Here is a 17,098-nt window from a genome sequence, read left to right as displayed (position 1 = left end):
ATTTTCGTGTAGTGCATGTATCCCAGATAAGTTATTGCTGGTATATCTTTCAGATATTAATTGGAAAAAAGAAAGCGGCAGAATCCTGTTGCCGCTTTCAAACCTACTAACTCCTGAGAACACTTAGGAAGTTAGTTTTCTATATATCTGTACTCAATGTCCTTTGCTCGAAGGATGGGAATCATTTTATCTTCTGAATTCAGCAAAGTACGGAGTTCAAAAAGTTCTTCCTCAGACACAAGTATAATAAAATATTTATTGCCCACCGAAATCGGTATTTTTCCCGAATCAAAGGTATCTGCATTGTCCCATTCGGATTCCGTAAGTGCAGACAGATAGGTCTTAAAGTTCTCGAGCTCCCATTCATAAAACTCAAAACACAAATTATTGAAAGTAATTTGAAAAAGCTTGGAGTGGTTACAAAAGGTAAAACGTCCATTTTTTGTTTGATTCAGAAATCTAAGCGAAGTACACATAGTGTCAGTTTATGAATCAAAAATAATATTATTTAAAACAAGTCTAAATAAATATAAGTTAATTTTAAGTAGAACCCACTAGTTTGGGATATAGGTTAGACTTCACAATAAATATGGTATATTTGCACGCAATTAATCCGTAATTGCAATGGAAGCCCATCTTTCAAAAATTGTTGGTGAAGGATTGACATACGACGATGTCCTCCTAGTGCCAGGTTACTCCGAAGTACTTCCCAGAGAAGTAAGTATTCAAACCAAGTTTACCCGAAACATTAATATCAATGTGCCCATCGTCTCAGCGGCTATGGATACGGTTACTGAATCCCAAATGGCTATTGCCATGGCAAGGGAAGGGGGTATAGGTGTGCTCCATAAGAACATGACCATAGAGCAGCAGGCCAACAAGGTCCGCAAGGTAAAACGTGCTGAAAGCGGTATGATTATGGACCCCGTTACCTTACCACTGAATTCTATTGTTAAGGATGCTAAAGCTAGCATGAAAGAGCACAGCATCGGAGGTATACCTATAGTGGATGATCAGCAAAAGTTGTTGGGAATTGTTACAAATAGGGATTTGCGTTTTGAGAAAAATGACGAAAGACCGATTTCCGAGGTAATGACGGCCAAAAACTTGGTTACTGTTGGCGAAGGGACATCTTTGACGGAGGCCGAAGTGATTTTGCAAGAAAACAAGATTGAGAAACTTCCTGTTGTTAACGACGCTAATAAGTTGGTTGGTTTAATAACTTTTAGGGATATTACAAAGCTTACCCTAAAACCCACGGCCAATAAAGACCAATACGGTAGACTTCGTGTTGCTGCGGCAATAGGGGTTACTCCAGATTCAGTGGATAGGGCGGAGGCATTGGTAAACGCTGGTGTGGATGCCATTGTGATAGATACGGCCCATGGACACTCCAAAGGCGTGGTGGGCGCTTTAAAAGCGGTAAAAAAGAAGTTTCCTGAACTCGATGTGATTGTGGGCAACATAGCCACTGGTGAAGCTGCGAAATATCTTGTTGAGGCGGGCGCTGATGCGGTTAAAGTAGGTATCGGTCCAGGTTCTATTTGTACTACCCGAGTAGTGGCAGGAGTCGGATTCCCTCAGTTTTCTGCTGTTTTGGAAGTAGCTGCCGCAATTAAAGGTACTGGAGTTCCGGTTATTGCAGATGGTGGTATTCGATATACGGGTGATATTCCAAAAGCTATAGCTGCCGGAGCAGATACCGTAATGCTTGGTTCCCTACTTGCCGGAACCAAAGAATCTCCAGGTGAAACGATTATTTACGAAGGAAGAAAATTCAAATCCTATCGTGGAATGGGTTCTGTGGAAGCCATGAAAGAAGGTAGTAAAGACCGTTATTTCCAGGACGTTGAGGATGATATCAAAAAATTGGTACCCGAAGGCATAGTCGGCCGTGTTCCCTATAAAGGAGATTTGTACGAGAGTATGCATCAATTTATTGGCGGTCTTCGTGCCGGAATGGGGTATTGCGGGGCCAAGGATATTGAAACTCTAAAAGAGGGTGGACGTTTTGTGAAAATCACATTTAGTGGTATCAACGAAAGTCATCCGCATGATGTAACCATCACGAAGGAAAGTCCTAATTACAGTCGATAAGGTTTAAGTATTACTTACTTGACTTATCGTACTCTTTCCAATCTTGATTTTTGTAAATATTGTCCCCGAAGTAACGAGCAATTTTTAAAAAAGGTTTCGCTTTTTGATAGCCGGGAACTGGAGATAGCATATTAAGCTTCTCATCTAAAAACACCACGGTGGGATAGCTCATTTGCCCTTGAAGCAGGGCTGCAGCCAATTCGTGGTATCCTCTTCTTCCAGAGGGAACATATTTGAAGGTTTTTCCTTGAAATTCGATAGGGTCTTTTCCTTCTGCATCAAACTTCACCATGTAAAAGTTGTCTTGCATATAAGATGCTACTTCCGGATTTTGAAAAGTATCCTTATCCATTTTCTTGCACCATCCGCACCAATCCGTGTAAACGTCAATGAAAATCTTTTTTGGACTGGCTTCATTTTGGGTAAGCTCTACGGCTTCTTCCCAACTTATCCATTGAACGGACTGGGACCTTGCCTGGAATCCTGTAAACAGGAACAGCATTAAGGTGATTTGGGTGAAAATTGTAAAATTTGAACGCATAAGCACAGTTTTGAGGGTTTTAGTCTATGGACTCTATCAAAACTAACGAAAATTATGCCAAAATAGTGTTTAGAAGGATAGCTCCAGCAACAGAATCAAAATACCCAAAAGCAAACACAAAGGGGAATAGTAGCGTGTATCCAGTGCCGAAAACCTGCTGTTTTTAGAAGTTTTAAAAAAGCCGACATGTTTGAAATCACCTAAGGCTCGTATTATAAAAACAACTCCAATACCTATGGAAACATGGTGCAACCAAGGAAAATCAAAGTAAAGAATGACCTTATTCAAAAAGACAAAAGCAAAACCCAATAAAATCAACCCAACAAACGCTGCGGCAAGTTTCCCAGGGGTTTTAACTTTTTGGTTAGCACCCTTTGCTGGAACCAAAGCTTCCGGATTTTTGATGCCGAATATTGCCCAATAGAAGTGCAGTAGAGCTAGAAAGGTAAAGGTGATTGCTATAAATAATGCCAGTACGTCCATAGCTATTTTGCAATAGCCTTGGTAGTAGGGGTTTCAAACAATTCCTGAACGTCCACTTGGTTCTGCAATATGTCATCAAAAGTCTCTCGCTTCCGAATTAAATGTGCTTTTCCATTATACCAAAGTACTTCGGCAGGGCGATATCGGGAATTGTAGTTGCTGGCCATGGTAAAACAATAAGCGCCAGCATTCTTAAAACAAAGAATGTCCCCTTCAGAGATTTCATTGATTCTCCGATTGCTACCAAAGGTATCGGTTTCACAAATGTACCCAACCACAGAATAGTAGCGTTCTCTACCTTTTGGATTCGAAATATTAATGATTTCATGGGAAGCTCCGTATAACATTGGACGAATTAAATGGTTAAAACCAGAATCGACGCTTGCAAATACCGTAGAAGTGGTTTGTTTTACCACATTGACCTTGGCCAAAAAGTATCCCGCTTCGCTTACCAAAAATTTACCCGGTTCAAAAGCTAGGGTAAGCTCTTTGCCGTATTCTTCGCAGAACTGGTTAAAACGTGTGGTGAGCTTTTTGCCTAATTCCTCAATATTGGTTTCAATATCTCCTGCCTTATATGGGACTTTGAATCCACTCCCGAAGTCTATGAATTCTAAGTTTTCAAAGTTTTTGGCTGTATCAAACAAGATTTCCGAAGCATATAGAAAAACATCGATGTCCAATATGTCACTTCCGGTATGCATATGGATACCATTGATATTCATTTTTGTGAGCTCCACAATTCGCAACAAATGCGGTATTTGGTGAATGCTAATTCCGAATTTAGAGTCAATATGCCCTACGGAAATGTTTGAATTTCCGCCAGCCATTACATGTGGATTAATGCGGATACAAACGGGGATGTTGGGAAATTTGTTTCCGAATTGTTCCAGTATCGATAGGTTATCAATATTTATTTGAACTCCTAAAGCTGCGGCTTCCTCAATTTCTTCCAAGGAAACGCCATTTGGAGTGAAGATTATGGATTCAGGTTGAAACCCAGCCATTAAGCCCAACTTTACCTCCTGAATGGAGACAGTATCTAAACCAGCACCTAGCTTGTTCATCAAACGAAGCACTGCAATATTGGAAAGGGCCTTTGCGGCGTAGTTCAATCGAAGTTTTCCAACACCAGAGAACGCGCTACTCAATCGCTTGAACTGCGATTCAATTTTGTGGGCATCATACACATAAAGTGGGGCATCAAATTCCTTGGTTATATCAAGTAAGGTATTAGCATCCATAAAAATCAAACTTTTGACAAATCTAGCGGAAGAAGCCAAGTTCCGCAAGAATGTATTTTGAAATTAATATTAATATAACAAATTGTTGTAAAAATAACAAAACATTGAAAAGTCAAAACTTGTCACTTCTCGAAGGGCATTGTACATTTAGAACAAATTACCAGCATGACATTACCCCTATTCCCGTTGCAATCTGTCTTTTTCCCAGGAGAAACGGTACCCCTTCATATTTTTGAGGAAAGATACAAACAGCTTATTAATGATTGCCGCAATGAGGCGGTGACTTTTGGCATACCAGTGTATATTAACGATTCCATTGCTTTCGGCACAGAGGTTCAGCTGGTCGAGGTGGTAAATACCTATGAAGGAGGCGAAATGGATGTGGTTTGCGTAGCCCGACAGGTGTTTCGGGTGTTGTCCTTTGAAAATCAGATGGAGGGAAAACTATATGCAGGGGGCGAGGTGGAGTTTTTGGATTTGGAAAACGATGCAGATGACCAACTTCGCTTGGAAGTTTTGGAAAAAATTGAGATGCTTTACGATTTGATGGAAGTTCCTTTCACCAAAATTTCACCGAAACAATTCAACAGTTATTCCTTGGCCCATAAAATGGGACTTTCCTTTGAACAAGAATACAGTCTACTTCAAATTCCAAAGGAAACGGATAGGTTACTCTTCATCAAACAACATTTGGAAACCACTGCGGAGGTGCTCAAAAGTATCAATCGCACTAAAGCAATGATTGAAATGAACGGTCATTTTAAGAATTTTGACCCCTTGGACTTTAAGGATTTTAAAGTATAAGTTCTTTAGGGTAATTACCTTTCGTTTTCTATTTTTGTCAGCATTAAAAAGTTACTTCTACATGAATCTTCACGAATATCAAGGAAAAGAGATTTTGGCAAGTTTTGGTGTGCGTATTCAACGCGGCATCGTGGCTAGAAATGCTAAAGAGGCTGTTGATGCGGCCAAACAATTGACTCAGGAAACCGGCACTGGGTGGCATGTAATCAAGGCCCAGGTACACGCTGGTGGTCGAGGAAAAGGTGGTGGAGTTAAGTTGGCCAAAAACTTGAAGGAAGTAGAAGAGTTGGCAGGAAGTATTATTGGGATGAATTTGATTACTCCACAAACTTCTGCGGAAGGAAAGAAAGTACACCAAGTACTGATAGCGGAAGACGTATACTATCCAGGTGATAGTGAGACCAACGAATTTTACATGTCCGTCCTTTTGAACAGAGGTACCGGCAGAAATATGATAATGTACTCCACAGAAGGAGGTATGGATATTGAAGAAGTGGCCGAGAAAACCCCACATCTTATTTTTACGGAAGAAATTGACCCAGCAACTGGATTACTTCCTTTCCAGGCAAGAAGAATTGCCTTTAATCTCGGACTTTCTGGTCAAGCTTTTAAAGAAATGCTGAAGTTTGTATCTGCATTGTATAAGGCATATGAGCAAAGTGATGCCAGTTTGTTCGAAATCAATCCGGTGTTGAAGACTTCTGATGATAAAATCATGGCAGTAGATGCCAAGGTTTCCATTGACGACAATGCATTGTATCGCAGAAAGGCCTACGCAGAGATGCGTGATTTACGTGAAGAAAACCCCATAGAAGTTGAAGCACGTGAAGTAGGACTGAATTATGTAGACCTTGATGGTAATGTGGGTTGTATGGTAAATGGTGCCGGTCTGGCTATGGCAACCATGGATTTAATTAAAATGGCGGGTGGTGAACCTGCAAATTTCTTGGATGTTGGGGGAACGGCAGACGCGAAGCGTGTGGAAGAAGCTTTCCGAATTATTTTGAAAGACCCCAATGTAAAGGCCATTTTGATAAACATTTTTGGGGGCATCGTTCGTTGTGACCGTGTTGCTCAAGGAGTTGTGGATGCCTATAAAAATATGGGGGATTCCATTAAGGTTCCGATTATCGTAAGGTTACAGGGTACCAATGCCGAATTGGCCAAGGAGATTATAGATAATTCCGGTCTAGCGGTGCATTCAGCGGTACAGTTCCAAGAGGCTGCCGACAAAGTAAAAGAGGTTTTGGCTTAAGCCATAACTATACATTATTATAAAAGGGCTTGGTTTGCAAGCCCTTTTTTTGTGATAAATTTTTGGTAATCTCCAAAAGAAATCCCAATTCGATACCAAACTTGTGTTAAACGTGCTGTTTTCTGTTTACAAATTCCAAAATTGAAGTCAGATTGACATCAATCGAATATTCATCATTAATCAAAAAACAGTATGGGAAAATTAAGTTTATTGACGGCATGGGCCGTCATGCTGGTATCAGGTAGCGTTTGGGCTACCACTCCAAAGAAAAGCTCTGAGGTAAGAACCTTGTCAGAGCAGATTCATGAGATTTTGGCAGAGAATTCCATTTATGTAAAGAATGAGGATTTAACGGCCCGGGTTCTATTCACCTTAAATGAGGACAAACGCATCGTAATCTTGGCGATTAAAACCGAGTATTGGGATGTAAAGGGGTTTTTAAACAGAAGATTGGGTAGGAAGAAGGTAAACATAACCGATTTTGAGGTTGGGAAGCAGTATGTAGTTGATGTACGATTGACTTCATAATGGTGTGTTTTAGGTTTTCTATCCAAGGAAGGGTAATGTTGAGTTAACATTGCCCTTTTTTGGAATTCTTGAAACTTCATGAAATTCTATGAAAGAAAAAATGCTTTAGAGACCGTTCTTTCATTTTATAAAAATGTATTAAGAAACTTTAAGAGAGAATATTCATGCTGTCCGTCTTGTTCGGTGCTTGGTTTGAATATTAGCATTGGGTTAGCGAGTTTAACAATTGATTAAATGAGACTTTGATGGACCCTTGCAGGAATGTTTGTATCTAATTTTAACGCGTCTTTCGAAAAGAGACGTTTTTCAAAATTTGTTTTTAGTTAAAATCAATAATGTTTAAAAATCACAAAAACGAAAAGTCATCATGAAAAAATTGAGTTTGGCCTTTATGGCAATGTTTATTTTTTCCACGGTAACAGTGGGAGCAAGTGAAGGAAATGGTCCTGTTAAAAAACTATCCGTTCAGATACAAGAAATGCTGAGTAAGAATGCTTTTGCTTTGGAGGAAGGAGAGATTAAGGCAGACGTCCGTTTCACCATTAATAAAGAGGGTGAAATTGTTGTGCTTTCTGTGGATACCGAGAACCTTACTTTGGAAAGTTTTGTAAAGGGTAGGTTGAACTATCAAAAAGTTGAGTTGGTAAGTATTCAAGAAGGTAAAATTTATACGGTGCCCGTGCGCGTATTAGCTTAGAATTTGAATTTTTAGAGTTAGTTTGAAAATCCTGGAAGTCTTCCAGGATTTTTTTATACACTAAAACCTAGGTTATTGAGTTATCCTAATAGTGTTGCCAAAATTCAACCAATGGATTCCCACCAAGAAAAATTGAACATTTTATCTGAAATGATTGCATTTGCAAGGGTGGACCAATCCATAAAGAAATCCGAGTATCAATTCTTGGTGAAGGTAGCTGCTAACTTGGGTATCGACCAAGCGACTTTTGACAAACTACTTCAAAAGAAAACCACTAAACCTGTTTTAAAATCCCAAGCAGAACGAATTGTGCAGTTTCACAGGCTTTTGTTGCTGATGAACATCGATGAAGAGCAACATGAAAAGGAAATCAATTCGCTGCATACTTTGGGGCTTAAAATGGGATTGCCACCAACCGGAATTTCCCAAGTTTTAAAGGTGATGCACAAGTATCCTAACAAGATTGTCCCTCCAGAAGTACTCATCGATATTTTCAAGGCACAATACAATTAATGACATAGTGTCACTATATTTTGTTAAGAAAATGCCAAAATGACATAAAAAATGCATTGGTATACCATTTGACTATGATATCATGATTTTAATTCAAATTAAAAAAGTGATTTATCATGAGTATCGTAAAAAGAAATAATCTGTTTTTTCCTTCCTTGGTTAATGATGTATTTGGACCCGATTGGTTTGGAGGGATGGACAAACTACATCTAAGTACTCCCGCAGTAAATATTAAAGAAAATGAAACTGGATTCGAATTGGAACTAGCAGTTCCAGGAGCGAAAAAAGAAGACTTTAAGATTGAGGTGGATAATGAGGTGCTTACCATTTCCAGCGAAGGCAAAACTGAAACCGAAGAAACTAAAGGAAACTTCCGCAGAAAGGAATTTTCGTATACCGCGTTCAAAAGGGTGTTTACCCTACCTGAAACCGTAGATGGTTCTAAGATAGATGCCAGTTACGAAAGCGGAATCTTGAAATTGGCCTTGCCTAAAAAAGAAGAGGCCCTGCCCAAGCCTAAGAGATTGATAGAGATAGGATAAAATTATAAAACACCAACGTAGGTGTTTCATGATGATTGGTTTAGTTGGTTAGTTGGAAGGCGCGCTCCACTCGGAGTGCGCTTTCTTTTTAATCCTGTTCTTGAAGCAGTTTGATTTCGTCCCTAAGTTTGGCCGCTTCCATGAAATTTAGATCTTTAGCAGCCTTTTCCATAGCCTTTCGTTTCTCTCGTATCAGCTTTTCCTTTTGTTCTTGGGTCAGATATTCCAGTTCAGGTTCTGCAGCGCGAAGTTCTTCCTTCTGAAAGTGATAGGTAGAAACTGAATTTTTGGCTAAAGCATTATCCAAGTTCTTATTCAAAGCTTTGGGCACAATATTGTTTTCCTCATTGTAGGCCATTTGCTTATCCCTTCTGTAGTTGGTCTCATCAATGGTTTTTTGCATACTTTCCGTAATATTTTCCGCATACATTATGGCCTTTCCATTTAAGTTTCTGGCCGCCCTACCCACGGTTTGTGTCAAAGACCGATTACTTCGTAAAAATCCTTCTTTATCAGCATCTAAAATGGCCACTAAAGAAACTTCTGGCAAATCCAGCCCTTCACGCAACAAATTAACGCCTATCAATACATCAAATATTCCTTTTCTCAAGTCCTGCATAATTTCCACACGCTCTAGGGTGTCCACATCACTGTGAATATATCGGCATCGCACTTCAATTCGAGCTAAGTATTTGGCCAACTCCTCTGCCATACGTTTTGTAAGAGTGGTTACCAAAGTGCGTTCGTCCAATTCCACTCGTTTTTGTATTTCCTCTACTAAATCATCCACCTGGTTTTTACTACTTCTTACCTCAATTATTGGGTCTAACAAACCTGTTGGGCGAATAACTTGTTCCACATAAACCCCCTCACTCAATTGGAGCTCATAATCCGCAGGTGTCGCACTCACATAAATAACTTGGTTTTGTAGCGCTTCAAACTCTTCAAATTTTAGGGGTCTGTTATCTAAGGCTGCAGGTAATCTGAAACCATATTCCACCAAATTCTCTTTTCGCGAACGGTCACCACCGTACATAGCATGTACTTGTGGAATAGTGACATGACTCTCATCGATGACCATCAAATAATCATCAGGGAAATAATCCAACAAACAGAATGGTCGGGTTCCCGGTTCCCGGCCGTCTAGGTATCTTGAGTAATTTTCAATACCTGAGCAGTATCCCAATTCCCGAATCATTTCTAAATCAAAATTGGTGCGCTCTTCCAACCTTTTGGCTTCTAAAGGCCTGCTAATATCCTTGAAGTAATCTATTTGTTTTACCAAATCATCCTGTATTTGGATGATGGCATTTTGGAGGATATCTGGAGAGGTAACAAACATGTTGGCCGGATAGATATTGAGGTTTTCATACACCTCAATTACGTTATTGTTGAAGGGGTCCAAAGCCTCAATCTCTTCAATCTCATCCCCAAAAAAATGAATTCTAAAAGCATGGTCAGCATACCCAGGGAATACATCCACCACATCTCCCTTGACTCGAAAATTACCATTTCTGAAATCCACTGTTGTCCGAGAATACAAGCTTTGAACCAGTTGTTTTAAAAACTTGGTCCTTGAAATCACCTGATCTCTGTGAATGGAAATCACATTTTTTTGGAACTCTATAGGATTTCCAATACCGTACAAACAAGAAACTGATGCTACAACCAACACATCCCTTCTTCCGGATAATAAGGAGGAAGTAGTACTTAATCGCAATTTTTCTATATCCTCGTTAATGGAAAGGTCTTTTTCAATGTAAAGTCCGCTAGTAGGGATATAGGCCTCAGGCTGGTAATAATCGTAGTAAGAAACAAAATACTCTATGGCATTATTGGGGAAAAACTGTTTGAATTCAGAATATAATTGAGCTGCCAAAGTTTTGTTATGAGCCAGAACCAAGGTGGGTTTTTGAACGGATTCTACGACATTGGCTACAGTGAAGGTTTTGCCCGAACCTGTTACTCCCAATAGGGTTTGATGAGGTTCTTTTTGTAGAATGCCATCTACTAACTGCTTAATGGCTTGAGGCTGGTCACCAGTAGGTTTAAACTCGGATTCTACTTGAAATTTCATCCGTTAAAATTACAAAAGCTAGAGGCTATGTGAAAGCGAACCTACTTATCTTTTCAAGGTAAAATGACCTTGAAAAACCCTATTGTCCGTATCAACAGCCCTAAACCAATAATCTGACGAAGGTAAAGGCCGGCCATCAAATGTCCCGTTCCATCCTTCCGAACTTTGAAGCATTTGAAATAAAAGTCGACCGAACTTATCAAAAATAGATATCGAGGCAAATTGAACTTCCTCTGCATTTGGAGGAAGCTCAAATCGCCAAAAATCGTTTATTCCGTCTCCGTTCGGAGTAAAAAATTTAGGAAAACCCTCTGAAACCAAATCCTGTGATACGTCTATAGCCAATGTACACCCATCTAGACTGGTATCCCGAACATATACTATGTTATTGCCACGAGGTACGTTAGTAAACACATTACTGCTTTGATATGGTCCATTTATATCGTTTAAAGAATAATCATATACCCCGCTACCGCTAACATTGACCGTAAGGGTCAAATTATCACCGACACGCTCCACATCCACCGAATTTATTGTAGGGCCCGGTGTTACATTTACCGTAAACATTTGGGAAGAGGTACAGGGAATAATATCACCATTCGCATTTATAAAATCAGTTACGTCCAATCTGTAAACTCCACCTTCACTTATTTGTACTTCCGTAGTTTCAGAAAGTAATTCAATCTCCGATCCTTGCGAGGTAACCCTTGCCCAGCGATAAGTCTCGGCCAATGTGCTCGTGGAAAGGTTTAAAGGTTCTGAATTTTCGCATAGCGTAAAACTCTCAGGAAAGTCCAATTCTGGAAAAAAGGACACAAAATCCCCTACTGAAGGGTCAAAAAATGGACCGCAGCCTATCGCGGTGGAAAAACTCTCCATATTACAATCGGTTGCTTCCACAAAATCATTGAAAGGAACGATTGTCATAAAAAGAAGCGTGTTCGGCTCGAAATTAATTACGAATGTTGAATTAGTCCTGAATACCCTTTCGCTAACTATCTCGCTTCCTCCAGGGGTAGTCCCAATTGTGACGCGGTATCCTGTTGCCCCCGGAACCTCTTCCCATCGCAATAGCGGTGTTAACGGGACGTTGGTGGCACCATCTATAGGAAATGTCAGTCGCGTGCAATTTAAACTTTGTGCTACGACTGTTGTCCTAAAAGATTCGACAGTACAATTCAACGCTTGCCCATTTTCATTCAACGGAGTGATTTGAACAAATATTTCTGAATTGATGGGCAAATCATTCGGGGGATCGTATCGCAGCGTATTCCCTACATTCGTTTCGGGTAAAATTTCACTTCCATTTGGAGTTGTTCCGATTCGCAGAAGATAAGATGTGGCGCCCGGAGCAAGATTCCATCTTAGGTTGGTTCTAAAATTTACATCATTATCCCCGTTCTCTGGAAGAAATAATTGAGTGCAGTTTGGGGGTGTTGTGACATCCTCTGTTCTGAATGATATGCTTGGACAAATAATGTTATCGTCTGGATTATTGAAGAAAAATAGAGTGATTGTCACAAAAATTTCTGTGTCTTCCGGTAAGCCAAATGGAGGTTTGAAAGAGGTGTTTGTCCCTACGGGTACGTTATTTATAATATCGTTTCCTCCCGGAGTTGTTCCAATGGAAATATTATAGCTTGGTACACCTATAATTTCCTGCCATCTAATGGTAGCATCGACTGGCACATCAGTTGACCCTGGAACCGGACTTAAAATCCGAGGACAACTTTGCGCTACAATCCAAAGCGGTAAAAATACCAATATGAAAACCAGCAACTTTTTTAGCATTTGACCCAAATCAAACACTACAAGATACTACAAATCCCGTTTTTTTAATAATGCGTAGGACAAATAGATAAAAAGGGCGGTCCAGAAGAGTACTATGAGGAACTCGTACCAGTATACCTGGTAGTCAAAACTCATGTTTTCCCCAATTTGCTGTCCAATATTTTGTACTGCGGACAATCGGGTAAAAGGTTCTTTTATCAGGTTAGTCATTGATTCCAGTGGAAAGAAATCCTTGATTCTCTTGGCCGCGTCCCAACTCATAACCTTCCAACCCAAAAGGCCAAAAACGATTTGCTCCAAAATTGCCCATAAGATTAGAAATCCCAAAGCAAAGGCTGAGCGTTTCACGAAGATTCCCAGAAAAAGGCAGAACGAAAAGAAGCCCACTAACTTTACAAAGAAGGCTATCACAAATTCGAGGTCCGAGAAAATAATGGAGATTTCGTTGTAATCGGAATAAATCAGACCAAGAATTAGGGAAACCACAAATACAAATACTGTGGAAATTGCCGAAAAGGAAATCACAGTAAGGAACTTGGAAAGGATAAATTCTTTTTTGGATAAGCCGTCAATCAGGTTCTGTTTTATAGTCTTATTACTGTACTCATTGGCCATCATGGATACAATAACAATGGCCAAAAACAATTTGAATATTGCGGTAATAAAGGTATTGAAGTGCCAGATGTAGGGGAAATTGAAAATGCCCTGGTCTGCTAAATGAAATTTTACTGGACCGATATCAAATTTAATGGCTGCAATCAGCGCAATCGAGGTCAATAAAATAAAATAGGATAATATTAGGACCTTACTTGCCCTATTGTTCCAAAGTTTGATGAATTCTATTTGTAGTAAACGTACCATGCGTTTTTTGATTAGTTGTTTTTGGTGAGGGTAAGGAATTGTTCTTCAAGGCTTTCTTTTCGTTTTACGAGATGGGAAAGCACCATACCTTTTTCAAACAAAAGTTTGTTTAAGGTTTCGGCTTTCATTTCTTCCTTAAGATAGGCTGTTAGCGTACCATTTTCTTGACTGATTTTACCGAAACTCACGTGTTTATCCAAAATATCCTTGAGCTTGTCCATATCATCAGTTCTTAGCTCAAAAAACCCAAAACTGGCCAACATTCCATCCACAGGACCTGAATATAACTTCTCTCCCTTTCGGAGAATCACAACATGGGAGCATACTTTTTCAACTTCATCCAAAAGGTGGGAAGCCAGTAAGATGGTAGTGCCTTGATTTGCAATTTTTTTGATAATCTCCCGTATTTGATGGATACCTTGAGGGTCCAATCCATTGGTGGGTTCATCCAAAATAAGTATTTCAGGGTCATTTAAGAGGGCAGAGGCGATGGCCAAGCGCTGTTTCATACCCAAAGAATAGGTTTTGAACTTGCTATTTCGGCGCTCCCACAGCCCTACCAGCTCCAATTTCTCCTGAATTTTATCCGGAGAAACTTCTTTAATCTTACACACCAGTTTCAGATTCTGAATGGCGGTCATGTAGGGATAAAAGTTGGGTCTTTCTATAATTGCTCCTACTTTTTTAAGGGCCTCATGGGTAGAAGTTTGCCCATTGAACCAACTGAATTCCCCTGAAGTTCTGTTGACAACGTTCAATATAATTCCTAGTGTGGTTGATTTTCCACTTCCATTGGGACCCAGAATGCCATATACATTGCCTTTTTCTATGGAAAAGGAGAGGTCTTTGACGGCGGTGAGATATCCAAATTTTTTAGTTAGGTTGTTAACCGTGAGTATCGTGCTCAAAATGACTGTCGTTTTTTGATTTGTTTGTAGTAACTTGACGAAGTATGTGGATTTTTGTTACAAAATAGGGAAGGAATGTCAGAAGAAAAATTGATGTCCAAAAAAAAACCGGCCTACCCGGTGAACAAAAAACTGGACGGTTACTTGAATCGATACAGTCGTAAAATAGAGATTCCCATTTTTTATGAAGACCTACTCCGTTTCTCCGGTTCCATAGTAGTTTATGATGCCGAAGGAGAGGATACTTTATGGGTGCGTGTATACTATTCTGATTTCGAAAGGGAAGAAATTGATCTTAGTTTAAAAAAGGTGTATTCCATCTTACACTCTGATGGCTCAGACCGTATTCTTGAATATTTAACCGTGGATGCGGTGGACTACTGCACCTTTGGAAATTCTAAACCCTTTCGAATTAAAATCCGAAACATCCTCAATGATAACTACACCTATTTTTATGTAAAAAAAACAGATGCCTCTAGGGTATATGGCTTGGAATTGGAGCATATGCTTTCTCCTTACAACCTCAACTTTTTGGTGTATGGTGATACGTTGATTGAGGAGCATATTGCAGGAATTCCCGGAGATGTTTTTATCCAAGATATGTTACCCAAATGTAGCGAAGCGGAAAAAGCGCAATTGGCTAAAGAGTTTGTCAAATTCAATGAGCGCTGTATGATTCGGCTCTTAGGAGACATGAGGTCCTACAACTATGTGATTGTCCCAGTCCATGATTTTGACCATGTGGTTTATAAAATTCGAGCCATTGATTTTGACCAACAATGCTTTGAAGGAAAGTTAAAGGTCTATCGCCCGCAATTTTTTAAGGAGAACTTTAAAATGGTAGAATTGGTACGCTCAAAACTCCAGAAAAATTCCGTGGATCAATACAAAATCGAAGAACGTTCCATTGTAGCCAAGCGAATTATCAGTTCTGGAAATCGAATCAAACGCTTGATAGGTATTTCAAAGACCGATGATATCTCGCTGGATGAGAATATTGGAAGGCTAAAGATGGAAATTTATGAGCTTACCAAAGACTTGAATTTTAAAAAGTGCGCAACCATGGGCGAGGTACTGTCTCTAGCCTTGGACTTTGTGAAACGAAATTACCAAGATGTAAATATGTCACAAATTTGGGCTAGCTAGCTTTTTTGTTCCTTGTTGAAGTACACCAGATAATAATACATTTGGCGTTCCTCATCCCAACCTTTTTCCACGAATTTTTCCGCAGATTCAGGGTTGATAAAATCCATTTTTATCTGAATATTGGTGTCCAGTTGAATGACGTTCTTTATTTTCTTTCTAGCGTCGGATACTGCCTTATTGGCTATATCAAAGTTGGATACATCCTCAATACTGTACTTGGGCCCTTTTTCTACTTTATAATGTTTGAATTCAGGAATCAGTTCAGGATTTTCCATTACTTCATTCAAAAAGGAAGTTTCCTCAAAAGCATCATTTTTGGCGAAATGGTTCACGGCTCTGTTCATGAACAACACCTCTTGTTGTTTGTCTTCAGCGGGTAGCACCACATCCTTTGCGAAGTTTTGGCAAAACTTCAAATAATTCTTGGTGTAGAAATTCTCGTCGGTTAGGGGGATAATGCCTAAAAAGTTCTCTAACCAGTATTTGGCGTCATATCGATTGCTATCAACGGAAAGGACTTTATAGCCTTCCTCTTTGTCCCTATTAAATATGAGACACCCTTTATCCAATTTATTGATGTTGATGCCTTGACGTACCAAAATTTCGAGATTGTCGGATTGTTCCTCAAACTCCAAGAAGTCGTGCTTTAATTCACTTTTGAAAATTCCAACGGCATCAGTCTTTACTTGGTCTATTACGACATCTGTAAAATGCGCCACATATACCTCCCCACTTTTAATATGGGGATGGTTGGATTGCTGATATAAGTGTTGGGTAATTTTCTTGGAAATCTCATGGCATTTTGAAGTATTGGAAAAAAGTTCAGACACCAATTTGAACACTTCATTGAACTCTACATCAACATCATTGAAAAAACGATAGTAATTTTCCTCTTTTTCGCGAAAAGGCTTAAAAAAATATTCCTTGAGCAAACCCGACATTTCATCTGAAAGAGAAAATGGAGTAGCCGATAAAAAGATAGGTTCGGCTTTACTCTTGTTACCCACTCGATGGAGGGAAATACTTTCGATTTGGGCGGAATACAGGTTAAGCATAGGGTAATTCTTATGGTTCTAAAAAGGTTCAGTTAGGAATTTTAATTCCAATTCTCATCAAAATCCAAATCATCATAACTATCGATGTCATTGTCCAAATCCATCAAGGGATCTGGTTTTGATTCAAAGTTTTTCTCAGGAGGTGAATCGGGAAGTTCTCCAAAACTAAAAAGTAAATTAGGATAGGTTCTCCCGTCCTCTTTTTCAACAATATCTGCCAATTCCACGAAAAAAGTCCACATGCTTAGAAAATCGTAAACGTAAATGAGTTTAGGACTTTCTTCGGTCAGTACATCGTTCAACTTTGTATGGGCCATCAATCGGGTATCGGAACCATTTTCGCCCATATCGAAAAGGGCGATTTCCTCATCTTGGTTCCATTCCTCGTCACAGGTGTAGAACGAGGCCATTTCATTTCCCATAAACCCGAAAGCCTGGGTAATCGCATTATGGAAATCCTCTAAGGTTTCAGTATCCTCAACTTCCACATCCCTAAAAATATCGTCCTCGGCATCAAGGATAATCCTGATTTTATATATCATCCCAAAAATTTTGA

18 protein-coding genes are annotated in these 17,098 nt (G+C 39.6%); 8 read left to right on the top strand and 10 right to left on the bottom strand.

Translation table 11 applies throughout. The features are described from left to right. Positions 1-131: 131 nt before the first annotated feature. On the bottom strand, positions 132-476 hold the full coding sequence (locus tag ACSLUF_RS11905) for a DUF6686 family protein (RefSeq protein WP_435623007.1): 345 nt from the start codon (positions 474-476) through the stop codon (positions 132-134). Between the two features lie 148 nt (positions 477-624). Here ACSLUF_RS11905 and guaB point away from each other — a divergent pair, with 148 nt between their 5' ends. Then, positions 625-2,097 carry an IMP dehydrogenase gene (gene guaB / locus ACSLUF_RS11900; RefSeq protein ID WP_435623006.1) on the top strand — a complete coding sequence of 491 codons (1,473 nt, stop codon included), beginning with the start codon at positions 625-627 and terminating at the stop codon, positions 2,095-2,097. 10 nt (positions 2,098-2,107) lie between these two features. On the opposite strand, the gene ACSLUF_RS11895 is transcribed toward guaB, so the two are convergent. The 3 genes from ACSLUF_RS11895 to lysA all read right to left on the bottom strand — a co-directional run bounded on the left by ACSLUF_RS11895 (position 2,108) and on the right by lysA (position 4,365). Beyond that, a complete protein-coding gene (locus ACSLUF_RS11895) occupies positions 2,108-2,599 on the bottom strand; it encodes a thioredoxin family protein (RefSeq protein ID WP_435625837.1) in 492 nt (163 codons plus the stop codon). Positions 2,600-2,707: 108 nt separating this feature from the next. After that, positions 2,708-3,121, bottom strand: a complete 414-nt coding sequence (locus ACSLUF_RS11890) for a DUF3995 domain-containing protein (protein ID WP_435623005.1) — start codon at positions 3,119-3,121, stop codon at positions 2,708-2,710. A 2-nt stretch (positions 3,122-3,123) separates the two neighbouring features. After that, positions 3,124-4,365, bottom strand: coding sequence for a diaminopimelate decarboxylase (gene lysA / locus ACSLUF_RS11885; RefSeq protein WP_435623004.1), 1,242 nt, complete (start codon positions 4,363-4,365; stop codon positions 3,124-3,126). Between the two features lie 165 nt (positions 4,366-4,530). On the opposite strand from lysA, the gene ACSLUF_RS11880 reads away from it, so the two are divergent. The 6 genes from ACSLUF_RS11880 to ACSLUF_RS11855 all read left to right on the top strand — a co-directional run bounded on the left by ACSLUF_RS11880 (position 4,531) and on the right by ACSLUF_RS11855 (position 8,704). Beyond that, complete coding sequence (locus tag ACSLUF_RS11880) at positions 4,531-5,169, top strand: LON peptidase substrate-binding domain-containing protein (RefSeq protein WP_435623003.1); 639 nt, start codon at positions 4,531-4,533, stop codon at positions 5,167-5,169. 61 nt (positions 5,170-5,230) lie between these two features. Beyond that, positions 5,231-6,424: an ADP-forming succinate--CoA ligase subunit beta gene (sucC, locus tag ACSLUF_RS11875; protein WP_435623002.1), complete on the top strand. Its 1,194-nt coding sequence runs from the start codon at positions 5,231-5,233 to the stop codon at positions 6,422-6,424. Between the two features lie 192 nt (positions 6,425-6,616). Beyond that, positions 6,617-6,952, top strand: coding sequence for a hypothetical protein (locus tag ACSLUF_RS11870; protein WP_435623001.1), 336 nt, complete (start codon positions 6,617-6,619; stop codon positions 6,950-6,952). A gap of 367 nt (positions 6,953-7,319) precedes the next feature. Beyond that, positions 7,320-7,649: a hypothetical protein gene (locus tag ACSLUF_RS11865; RefSeq protein ID WP_435623000.1), complete on the top strand. Its 330-nt coding sequence runs from the start codon at positions 7,320-7,322 to the stop codon at positions 7,647-7,649. Between the two features lie 111 nt (positions 7,650-7,760). Then, positions 7,761-8,162: a TerB family tellurite resistance protein gene (locus tag ACSLUF_RS11860; RefSeq protein WP_435622999.1), complete on the top strand. Its 402-nt coding sequence runs from the start codon at positions 7,761-7,763 to the stop codon at positions 8,160-8,162. A gap of 116 nt (positions 8,163-8,278) precedes the next feature. After that, positions 8,279-8,704 carry an Hsp20/alpha crystallin family protein gene (locus tag ACSLUF_RS11855; RefSeq protein ID WP_435622998.1) on the top strand — a complete coding sequence of 142 codons (426 nt, stop codon included), beginning with the start codon at positions 8,279-8,281 and terminating at the stop codon, positions 8,702-8,704. Positions 8,705-8,792: 88 nt separating this feature from the next. Here ACSLUF_RS11855 and uvrB read toward each other — a convergent pair whose 3' ends face one another. The 4 genes from uvrB to ACSLUF_RS11835 are packed head-to-tail and all read right to left on the bottom strand — an operon-like array spanning position 8,793 to position 14,341. Next, positions 8,793-10,781 carry an excinuclease ABC subunit UvrB gene (gene uvrB / locus ACSLUF_RS11850; RefSeq protein WP_435622997.1) on the bottom strand — a complete coding sequence of 663 codons (1,989 nt, stop codon included), beginning with the start codon at positions 10,779-10,781 and terminating at the stop codon, positions 8,793-8,795. A gap of 45 nt (positions 10,782-10,826) precedes the next feature. Continuing rightward, on the bottom strand, positions 10,827-12,572 hold the full coding sequence (locus ACSLUF_RS11845; protein WP_435622996.1) for a T9SS type B sorting domain-containing protein: 1,746 nt from the start codon (positions 12,570-12,572) through the stop codon (positions 10,827-10,829). A 27-nt stretch (positions 12,573-12,599) separates the two neighbouring features. Next, the gene (locus tag ACSLUF_RS11840) at positions 12,600-13,433 is read right to left on the bottom strand and encodes an ABC transporter permease (RefSeq protein ID WP_435622995.1); all 834 of its coding nucleotides are present in this window, start codon (positions 13,431-13,433) and stop codon (positions 12,600-12,602) included. Between the two features lie 11 nt (positions 13,434-13,444). Next, a complete protein-coding gene (locus ACSLUF_RS11835) occupies positions 13,445-14,341 on the bottom strand; it encodes an ABC transporter ATP-binding protein (RefSeq protein WP_435622994.1) in 897 nt (298 codons plus the stop codon). A gap of 75 nt (positions 14,342-14,416) precedes the next feature. On the opposite strand from ACSLUF_RS11835, the gene ACSLUF_RS11830 reads away from it, so the two are divergent. Next, positions 14,417-15,487 carry a hypothetical protein gene (locus ACSLUF_RS11830; RefSeq protein ID WP_435622993.1) on the top strand — a complete coding sequence of 357 codons (1,071 nt, stop codon included), beginning with the start codon at positions 14,417-14,419 and terminating at the stop codon, positions 15,485-15,487. On the opposite strand, the gene ACSLUF_RS11825 is transcribed toward ACSLUF_RS11830, so the two are convergent. Both ACSLUF_RS11825 and ACSLUF_RS11820 read right to left on the bottom strand, forming a co-directional pair. After that, positions 15,484-16,542 carry a nucleoid-associated protein gene (locus ACSLUF_RS11825; RefSeq protein WP_435622992.1) on the bottom strand — a complete coding sequence of 353 codons (1,059 nt, stop codon included), beginning with the start codon at positions 16,540-16,542 and terminating at the stop codon, positions 15,484-15,486. The two genes, ACSLUF_RS11830 and ACSLUF_RS11825, sit on opposite strands and share 4 nt — an antisense overlap. 41 nt (positions 16,543-16,583) lie before the next feature. Continuing rightward, positions 16,584-17,084, bottom strand: coding sequence for an IS1096 element passenger TnpR family protein (locus ACSLUF_RS11820; protein WP_435622991.1), 501 nt, complete (start codon positions 17,082-17,084; stop codon positions 16,584-16,586). Between the last annotated feature and the right edge of the window lie 14 nt (positions 17,085-17,098).

Origin of the sequence: Flagellimonas sp. (assembly GCF_965601775.1) — a bacterium.
GTDB lineage: Bacteria > Bacteroidota > Bacteroidia > Flavobacteriales > Flavobacteriaceae > Flagellimonas.
This window is presented reverse-complemented; position numbering and strand designations above follow the sequence as displayed.

What these genes read in the sequence shown, in the direction of transcription:
- ACSLUF_RS11905 (WP_435623007.1), bottom strand. Translation starts at nt 476, where the DNA reads ATGTGTACTTCGCTTAGATTTCTGAATCAAACAAAAAATGGACGTTTT.
- guaB (WP_435623006.1), top strand. Translation starts at nt 625, where the DNA reads ATGGAAGCCCATCTTTCAAAAATTGTTGGTGAAGGATTGACATACGAC.
- ACSLUF_RS11895 (WP_435625837.1), bottom strand. Translation starts at nt 2,599, where the DNA reads ATGCTGTTCCTGTTTACAGGATTCCAGGCAAGGTCCCAGTCCGTTCAA.
- ACSLUF_RS11890 (WP_435623005.1), bottom strand. Translation starts at nt 3,121, where the DNA reads ATGGACGTACTGGCATTATTTATAGCAATCACCTTTACCTTTCTAGCT.
- lysA (WP_435623004.1), bottom strand. Translation starts at nt 4,365, where the DNA reads ATGGATGCTAATACCTTACTTGATATAACCAAGGAATTTGATGCCCCA.
- ACSLUF_RS11880 (WP_435623003.1), top strand. Translation starts at nt 4,531, where the DNA reads ATGACATTACCCCTATTCCCGTTGCAATCTGTCTTTTTCCCAGGAGAA.
- sucC (WP_435623002.1), top strand. Translation starts at nt 5,231, where the DNA reads ATGAATCTTCACGAATATCAAGGAAAAGAGATTTTGGCAAGTTTTGGT.
- ACSLUF_RS11870 (WP_435623001.1), top strand. Translation starts at nt 6,617, where the DNA reads ATGGGAAAATTAAGTTTATTGACGGCATGGGCCGTCATGCTGGTATCA.
- ACSLUF_RS11865 (WP_435623000.1), top strand. Translation starts at nt 7,320, where the DNA reads ATGAAAAAATTGAGTTTGGCCTTTATGGCAATGTTTATTTTTTCCACG.
- ACSLUF_RS11860 (WP_435622999.1), top strand. Translation starts at nt 7,761, where the DNA reads ATGGATTCCCACCAAGAAAAATTGAACATTTTATCTGAAATGATTGCA.
- ACSLUF_RS11855 (WP_435622998.1), top strand. Translation starts at nt 8,279, where the DNA reads ATGAGTATCGTAAAAAGAAATAATCTGTTTTTTCCTTCCTTGGTTAAT.
- uvrB (WP_435622997.1), bottom strand. Translation starts at nt 10,781, where the DNA reads ATGAAATTTCAAGTAGAATCCGAGTTTAAACCTACTGGTGACCAGCCT.
- ACSLUF_RS11845 (WP_435622996.1), bottom strand. Translation starts at nt 12,572, where the DNA reads ATGCTAAAAAAGTTGCTGGTTTTCATATTGGTATTTTTACCGCTTTGG.
- ACSLUF_RS11840 (WP_435622995.1), bottom strand. Translation starts at nt 13,433, where the DNA reads ATGGTACGTTTACTACAAATAGAATTCATCAAACTTTGGAACAATAGG.
- ACSLUF_RS11830 (WP_435622993.1), top strand. Translation starts at nt 14,417, where the DNA reads ATGTCAGAAGAAAAATTGATGTCCAAAAAAAAACCGGCCTACCCGGTG.
- ACSLUF_RS11825 (WP_435622992.1), bottom strand. Translation starts at nt 16,542, where the DNA reads ATGCTTAACCTGTATTCCGCCCAAATCGAAAGTATTTCCCTCCATCGA.
- ACSLUF_RS11820 (WP_435622991.1), bottom strand. Translation starts at nt 17,084, where the DNA reads ATGATATATAAAATCAGGATTATCCTTGATGCCGAGGACGATATTTTT.